This window comes from Parahalioglobus pacificus, assembly GCF_014652275.1.
GTDB lineage: Bacteria > Pseudomonadota > Gammaproteobacteria > Pseudomonadales > Halieaceae > Parahalioglobus > Parahalioglobus pacificus.
In genome coordinates this window covers 276,697-283,249 of record NZ_BMYM01000003.1, presented here as the reverse complement: position 1 = coordinate 283,249, position 6,553 = coordinate 276,697, and the positions used below count along the sequence as shown (strand labels likewise).

Here is a 6,553-nt window from a genome sequence, read left to right as displayed (position 1 = left end):
GCGATGGAAGAAGGTCTGCGTTTTGCGATCCGTGAAGGCGGTCGTACTGTAGGCGCGGGCGTTGTTGCTAAAATCATCGAGTAATCGATACGCATGCAGGTTTATCTTGCACGCTTCGGAGAACCCGGCCTTGTGCCGGGTTTTTTGTGCCTGTCTGAAGTGGACGATTTGTCCACATGGCTCATGCCGCGATTCGATACCCGGACACTCCATAGTTACATCCTCGAGGACCTGCGATATACAACTCAGCTTGCCGCGCCGATTTGGAATCTGTCTGATGCCGCGATTCGGCACCCGGACACGCCGTGAATACATCCATGTAGGCTCGCGCCCGGCCTCCTGCCTCGCGACGGTCCAAGCTGCTGAATTCTCGGCATCACTAGGCAGGTTCTGAGCATTACGTTCCGAGAATTTGAGTACGCGTGACCTTCACTTCGGATGGGCAGTTTTCAGGGGGCTAGTCAGTTGCGTAAGCGGATTGCTTCAGCGGAACGATCGAGTCGCGATTTGCGACGCAACCAGCTCTGGAGCTGTCGGCGAGCACTGTTCGAGTCCCGATTCTTCGCGCAGCGAAAAATGGTCGAGTAGCGCAGCAGCGAGTACTGTTGAAGTCGCAGCGACTGTTCCGTGAGGCAATGTGTGCTACGCAGCTATATGAGCTGTGCTCACCTCACCCGGCGTTGGCGCGTCAATAGTCTCGATTAACGTCGGACAATTGTTCATTCAGGGTCAAAAGATCCCAAAGCCAGCCGAGCAGGAACAGGCCGCCGGTGCACAGCCAGATGAGGCCGGTGAAAATTTTCCCCATGTAGAAGCGGTGCACGCCGAAAATGCCAAGGAACGTCAGCAGGATCCAGGCAAGGTTGTAATCGACGGGTCCGGCGACGTACCGTCGATCGGCCGAGCGTGACATGCCGGGTATGAGAAACAGGTCGATAATCCAGCCGATGAAGAACAAGCCCAGGGTGAAGAACCAGATGGTGCCCGAGATCTGACGGCCGTAATAGAACCGGTGTGCGCCCATGAATCCGAAGATCCAGAGCAGGTAGCCCATGAATATTGAGTGGGTATCGTCTTCTCGCGCCATAGTCGCTTCCAGTGTGTCGATCAGTGTCCATAATCCTGTGCGCAGTAAAGGTGGTCAAGGTGTGAAGGTGGAAGGATCTGTATCTATACTCGTGGAGATAGGCCGGTCGCAAACAGCACCACCGCTCTTCTGCGCGTTTGATAGACAAGGAAGGCATATGTTTGGTGAACACCACGACCTAGTGCATGAGTTTCCAGAGCTCAAGGACAAAATTCACGAGCTTAAGACCAGTGATGCGCAATTTCGCAAGCTCTTCGATGAATACCATGAGCTGACGAACTCAGTGGAAAACATGGAGGCGGAAGTGACTCCAGCGTCCACCAGGACCGAGGAAGAAGCCAAGGTGCGTCGCGTCCACCTAAAGGATGAGCTCTACAGGATGCTTGCCGCCTAGGTGCATTATTCTATCTGATTATAACTCCCAGGGCTGAAAGCCCAGAGTTCTATGCTCACGCGCGTCAGTGTGGGCATGCCCTTTTGGCGGTAGATTTAGGGCTTCTGGGCCCGCGAATCGACGCCTGATATTCCCCCTAAAATAATCCTGAATCCGCCTTGACAGGGTAGGGAGCGATCTTTAGAATTCGCGTTCCTTTTTCGGGGGGTCCCATGGCGGGCCTCTGGTTTTTTATTGATTGGAGTTAGGTCAGGTGCAGAATCAACGCATTCGGATTCGCCTAAAGGCTTTTGACCACCGTCTCATCGACTCTTCTACTCAGGAGATTGTAGAGACTGCACGCCGCACCGGTGCGCAGGTTAAGGGTCCTATCCCCCTTCCCACTCGGAAGGAAAAGTACACCGTGCTGGTTTCGCCGCACGTAAACAAGGACGCACGTGACCAGTACGAAATTCGTACCCACAAGCGTCTGTTAGACATCGTTGAGCCCACAGAGAAAACCGTGGACGCATTGATGAAACTCGACCTGGCAGCAGGTGTAGAAGTACAGATTAGTCTTGGTTAACGACAACTCGTAGCAAGACCTGCCCGGCATGATGTGGTCTGTCATGTTGGGCGTGTAACTCCCGGTAGCAGTATTACCGGAAGGCCATAGAGGGTTCAGCCCCGTACACTGGAGGTTAGCAAAATGACTATTGGCTTAGTCGGCCGGAAGTCCGGTATGACGCGCGTCTTTACAGAAGATGGCGTTTCAATTCCAGTAACCGTAGTGGAGGTTTCTCCAAACCGCGTTACTCAAATCAAAGAGCTCGATAGCGATGGCTATCGTGCAATTCAGGTCACTGCGGGTAACCGCAAGGCCGCGAAAGTGAGTAAGTCCGAAGCAGGACACTTCGCCAAGGCGGGTGTTGAAGCGGGCAACGGTTTGTGGGAGTTCCGCCTGGAAGCGGAAGACGAGGCGCCTGAAGTAGGTGCTGAACTGACTGTTGAGCGTTTCGAAGCCGGTCAGAAGGTCGACGTTGCGGGCAAATCCAAGGGTAAGGGTTTCCAGGGTGCTGTTAAGCGCTGGAACTTTAAGACTCAGGACGCCACTCACGGTAACTCGCTTGCTCACCGTGCCCCGGGTTCAATTGGCCAGTGCCAAACCCCCGGACGCGTGTTCAAGGGCAAGAAAATGGCTGGTCACATGGGCGCCGAGAACGTCACTACCCAGGGTCTGGAAGTGGTGCGTGTCGATGCCGAGCGCAACCTGCTGCTTATCAAGGGTGCCGTACCCGGTGCGCCCGGTGGTGACGTCGTTGTACGTCCCACAGTCAAGGCTTAATAGGGGGTCTCTGACGTGGAATTGAGTGTAATCAAGCCGGGCAATGAGTCTGCGGGTACTGTTTCAGTATCTGACGTGGCATTTGCCCGTGAATACAACGAAGACCTGGTACATCAGGTTGTTACTGCCTTTATGGCAGGTGCTCGCCAGGGTACTCGCGCCCAGAAGAACCGCGCTGCGGTCAGTGGTGGTGGTAAGAAGCCTTGGCGCCAGAAGGGTACAGGCCGTGCGCGTGCCGGTACCATTCGCTCGCCCATTTGGCGCAGCGGTGGTGTGACTTTTGCGGCACAGCCGCAGGATCACTCCAAGAAGGTTAATCGCAAGATGTATCGCGCAGCTCTGTGCTCCATCTTGTCAGAGCTGGCTCGTCAGGAGCGCTTGCTGGTGGTTGAGAGCATGGAAGTTGAAGCTCCCAAAACCAAGCTGCTGGTTAAGCAGCTGGGCGAGTACGGTGTAGACAACGTGCTGATCGTTTCCGACGAGGTAGGTGAAAACCTATACCTGGCGTCACGCAACCTGCACAAGGTAGACGTGCGTGATGTCGATGCAGTGGATCCGGTCAGCCTGATTGCCTATGACAAAGTCATGGTGACCGTTGATGCGGTTAAGAAGATTGAGGAGATGCTGGGATGAACCAGGAAAGAGTATTCCAGGTACTGGTAGGCCCTCATGTCTCGGAAAAGGCAGCCATTGTTGCCGACGAGAGCAATCAGTATGTATTTAAAGTCGCGGTAGACGCTACCAAGGCTGAGATCAAGAAGTCAGTTGAGCAGCTGTTTAAGGTCAAGGTGGACAACGTTCGCACGCTCAAGGTCAAGGGCAAGGTAAAGCGTAACCGTTTCGGTTATAGCACCAAGCCGACCTGGAAGAAGGCCTATGTACGACTGGAGCAGGGTCAAGATATTGACTTTGCCTCGGCTGAGTAAGGAGTAGTTCCCAATGGCAGTAATGAAGAGCAAGCCCACTTCACCCGGTCGTCGTCACGTAGTCCGTGTTGTTGGTGAAGACCTGCACAAGGGTGCACCCTACAAGCCGTTGCTGGAGAAGCAGTCTCGCAATGGCGGTCGTAATAACAATGGTCGTATCACCACACGTCATGTTGGTGGTGGCCACAAGCAGCATTACCGCATTATTGATTTCAAGCGCACCAAGGACAGCATCCCTGCGACTGTAGAGCGTCTAGAGTACGACCCCAATCGCACAGCGCACATCGCGTTGCTGCTGTTCAAAGACGGTGAGCGTCGCTACATCATTGCGCCCAAGGGTGTAAAAGCGGGCGATGTGCTGCAATCAGGGTCTGCTGCGCCTATCAAGGCAGGTAACTGCTTGCCTCTGCGCAACATTCCGGTGGGCTCTGTTGTCCACGCGGTAGAGCTGAAGCCTGGTAAGGGCGCCCAGCTGGCGCGCTCAGCGGGTTCATCCGTGCAGCTGGTAGCACGCGAAGGTCAGTACGCAACTATCCGTCTGCGCTCTGGCGAAATGCGCAAAGTGCTTTCAGATTGCCGCGCCACATTGGGCGAGGTATCTAATTCTGAGCACAGCCTGCGCAAATTGGGTAAGGCCGGTGCTGCGCGTTGGCGCGGTGTGCGCCCCACAGTTCGTGGTGTCGCGATGAACCCGGTAGATCACCCGCACGGTGGTGGTGAAGGTCGAACTTCGGGCGGTCGTCATCCGGTGAGCCCCTGGGGTACACCTACCAAGGGCTACAAGACCCGTAAGAACAAGCGCACCGACAACTTAATTGTTCGTCGTCGCGGTAAGAAGTAATAACGGTCGCTAGTACCAAGAGATATAGAGGAAAAGATAGTGCCGCGTTCATTGAAGAAAGGCCCCTTTATCGATCTGCACCTGATGAAGAAGGTGGAAGCTGCGATCGAAGCGAATGATCGTCGCCCGATCAAAACCTGGTCGCGTCGTTCAATGGTTTCACCCGATATGGTGGGTCTGACTATTGCAGTTCACAACGGTCGCCAGCACGTGCCCGTTTTGATCAACGAAGACATGGTTGGCCACAAGCTTGGCGAATTTGCGGTTACCCGCACGTTCAAAGGGCACATTGTGGACAAGAAAGCCAAGCGCTAAGCGCGAGCGAGGATTTGGAAATGGAAGTATCAGCAAGACTGAAAGGTGCTCGCATCTCCGCGCAGAAAGCGCGTCTGGTTGCAGACCAGGTCCGCGGTAAGCCCGTGGAAGAAGCGCTGGACCTGCTGGAGTTCAGCCCCAAGAAGGCTGCTCACCTGGTGAAGAAAGTATTGAACTCAGCGATTGCCAATGCTGAGAACAATGAGGGTGCCGACGTCGATGAGCTGAAGGTATCCAGCATTTTTGTAGATGAAGGTATGACCATGAAGCGTCTGCGCCCCCGTGCTAAGGGCCGTGCCGATCGCATTCTTAAGCGTTCCTGTCATATCACTGTAAAAGTCGCTGACGGCGAAGGCTAAGGTTTAGGAGAAGACCACATGGGTCAGAAAGTACATCCCACCGGCATCCGACTGGGTATCGTCAAGGATCACAACTCGATCTGGTACGCCGATAGCAAGAACTACTCCAAGCAGTTGATTACTGATTTGGAAGTTCGCGAATTCATCGAGAAGACACTGGATCACGCATCAGTGAGCCGTGTTGTTATCGAGCGTCCGGCGCAAACTGCACGCATCACCATTCACACTGCACGCCCCGGCGTTGTTATTGGTAAGAAAGGTGAAGACGTCGACAAGCTGCGCAAGGTCCTGAGCAAGAAGATGGGTGTGCCCGTGCACATCAACATCGAAGAAATTCGCAAGCCGGATCTCGATGCTCGCCTGGTCGCACAAAACGTTGCACAACAGCTGGAGCGTCGAGTGATGTTCCGCCGCGCTATGAAGCGTGTAGTGCAAAACGCCATGCGTCAGGGTGCCGAAGGCATCAAGGTGCAGGTTGGCGGTCGCCTCGGTGGCGCAGAGATTGCGCGTACAGAGTGGTACCGCGAAGGTCGTGTTCCTCTGCACACACTGCGCGCTGATATCGACTACGCGACTTACGAAGCTTCAACTACCTACGGAATCCTGGGTGTGAAGGTTTGGATTTTCAAAGGCGAAGTGATCGGCGGCGAAGAGCAGGCCGATAGCGCCAAGAAGACAGCAACTAATTAAGGGTTACGCAGATGCTTCAACCAAAGCGTACAAAATTCCGCAAGACCCAGAAGGGTCGTAATCGCGGACTTGCCCACCGCGGCAGCAAGGTGAGCTTCGGCGAATACGGTCTTAAAGCGACCGGTCGCGGTCGCGTCACTGCGCGCCAGATTGAGGCGGCTCGTCGTGCGATGACTCGTCACATCAAGCGTGGCGGAAAGATTTGGATCCGCGTATTTCCGGACAAGCCGATTACCGGCAAGCCCCTGGAAGTACGTCAGGGTAAAGGTAAGGGTAACGTCGAATACTGGGTAGCCCAGGTTCAGCCCGGCAAGGTTCTGTACGAAGTGCAGGGTGTGTCGGAAGAGCTGGCTCGTGAGGCATTCGAACTGGCTGCGGCCAAGATTCCCGTTTCCACAACATTCGTTAAACGGTCGGTGATGTGATGAAAGCAAGCGAACTTCGCGACAAGTCGGTCGACGAGCTGAACAAGGACCTGCTCACTTTGCGTGAGGAGCAGTTCAAGCTGCGCATGCAGAAGTCTACTGGTCAGCTGGGTCAAACCCATCTGCTCCGTCAGAACCAGCGCGACATCGCTCGTGTTAAGACTGTGCTCGGTCAAAAGGCAGGTAACTGAT

The 6,553-nt window shown here is 54.7% G+C and carries 13 protein-coding genes; 12 read left to right on the top strand and 1 reads right to left on the bottom strand.

Annotation, left to right across the window (positions count from 1 at the left end):
- Positions 1-84, top strand: an 84-nt coding sequence (locus tag IE089_RS15865) for an EF-Tu C-terminal domain-related protein (protein WP_080361393.1), incomplete at its 5' end; no start/stop codon positions are given.
- 604 nt (positions 85-688) lie between these two features.
- Here IE089_RS15865 and IE089_RS14740 read toward each other — a convergent pair.
- Complete coding sequence (locus IE089_RS14740; protein WP_189478623.1) at positions 689-1,054, bottom strand: NINE protein; 366 nt, start codon at positions 1,052-1,054, stop codon at positions 689-691.
- 190 nt (positions 1,055-1,244) lie between these two features.
- On the opposite strand from IE089_RS14740, the gene IE089_RS14735 reads away from it, so the two are divergent.
- The 11 genes from IE089_RS14735 (at position 1,245) to rpmC (ending at position 6,552) form a co-directional block, all read left to right on the top strand.
- Entirely contained in the window at positions 1,245-1,481 is a 237-nt protein-coding gene (locus tag IE089_RS14735) for an HP1242/YdcH family protein (protein ID WP_189478599.1), read from the top strand.
- Between the two features lie 253 nt (positions 1,482-1,734).
- Positions 1,735-2,046, top strand: a complete 312-nt coding sequence (rpsJ, locus tag IE089_RS14730) for a 30S ribosomal protein S10 (protein ID WP_189478598.1) — start codon at positions 1,735-1,737, stop codon at positions 2,044-2,046.
- A 123-nt stretch (positions 2,047-2,169) separates the two neighbouring features.
- Positions 2,170-2,805 (top strand): 50S ribosomal protein L3, encoded by a 636-nt coding sequence (rplC, locus tag IE089_RS14725; protein WP_189478597.1) that lies wholly within the window; start codon positions 2,170-2,172, stop codon positions 2,803-2,805.
- A 15-nt stretch (positions 2,806-2,820) separates the two neighbouring features.
- Complete coding sequence (gene rplD / locus IE089_RS14720) at positions 2,821-3,438, top strand: 50S ribosomal protein L4 (RefSeq protein ID WP_189478596.1); 618 nt, start codon at positions 2,821-2,823, stop codon at positions 3,436-3,438.
- Positions 3,435-3,731: a 50S ribosomal protein L23 gene (gene rplW, locus IE089_RS14715; protein ID WP_189478595.1), complete on the top strand. Its 297-nt coding sequence runs from the start codon at positions 3,435-3,437 to the stop codon at positions 3,729-3,731. The genes rplD and rplW overlap by 4 nt, the downstream gene beginning before the upstream one ends.
- A gap of 13 nt (positions 3,732-3,744) precedes the next feature.
- Complete coding sequence (gene rplB / locus IE089_RS14710; protein ID WP_189478594.1) at positions 3,745-4,572, top strand: 50S ribosomal protein L2; 828 nt, start codon at positions 3,745-3,747, stop codon at positions 4,570-4,572.
- 39 nt (positions 4,573-4,611) lie between these two features.
- Positions 4,612-4,887 carry a 30S ribosomal protein S19 gene (gene rpsS, locus IE089_RS14705; protein WP_189478593.1) on the top strand — a complete coding sequence of 92 codons (276 nt, stop codon included), beginning with the start codon at positions 4,612-4,614 and terminating at the stop codon, positions 4,885-4,887.
- Between the two features lie 20 nt (positions 4,888-4,907).
- Positions 4,908-5,246, top strand: a complete 339-nt coding sequence (gene rplV / locus IE089_RS14700; RefSeq protein ID WP_189478592.1) for a 50S ribosomal protein L22 — start codon at positions 4,908-4,910, stop codon at positions 5,244-5,246.
- Between the two features lie 18 nt (positions 5,247-5,264).
- Positions 5,265-5,936, top strand: coding sequence for a 30S ribosomal protein S3 (gene rpsC / locus IE089_RS14695; RefSeq protein ID WP_189478591.1), 672 nt, complete (start codon positions 5,265-5,267; stop codon positions 5,934-5,936).
- Between the two features lie 11 nt (positions 5,937-5,947).
- Entirely contained in the window at positions 5,948-6,361 is a 414-nt protein-coding gene (gene rplP, locus IE089_RS14690; RefSeq protein ID WP_189478590.1) for a 50S ribosomal protein L16, read from the top strand.
- Positions 6,361-6,552, top strand: coding sequence for a 50S ribosomal protein L29 (gene rpmC, locus IE089_RS14685; protein WP_189478589.1), 192 nt, complete (start codon positions 6,361-6,363; stop codon positions 6,550-6,552). The genes rplP and rpmC overlap by 1 nt, the downstream gene beginning before the upstream one ends.
- Position 6,553: the final 1 nt, after the last annotated feature.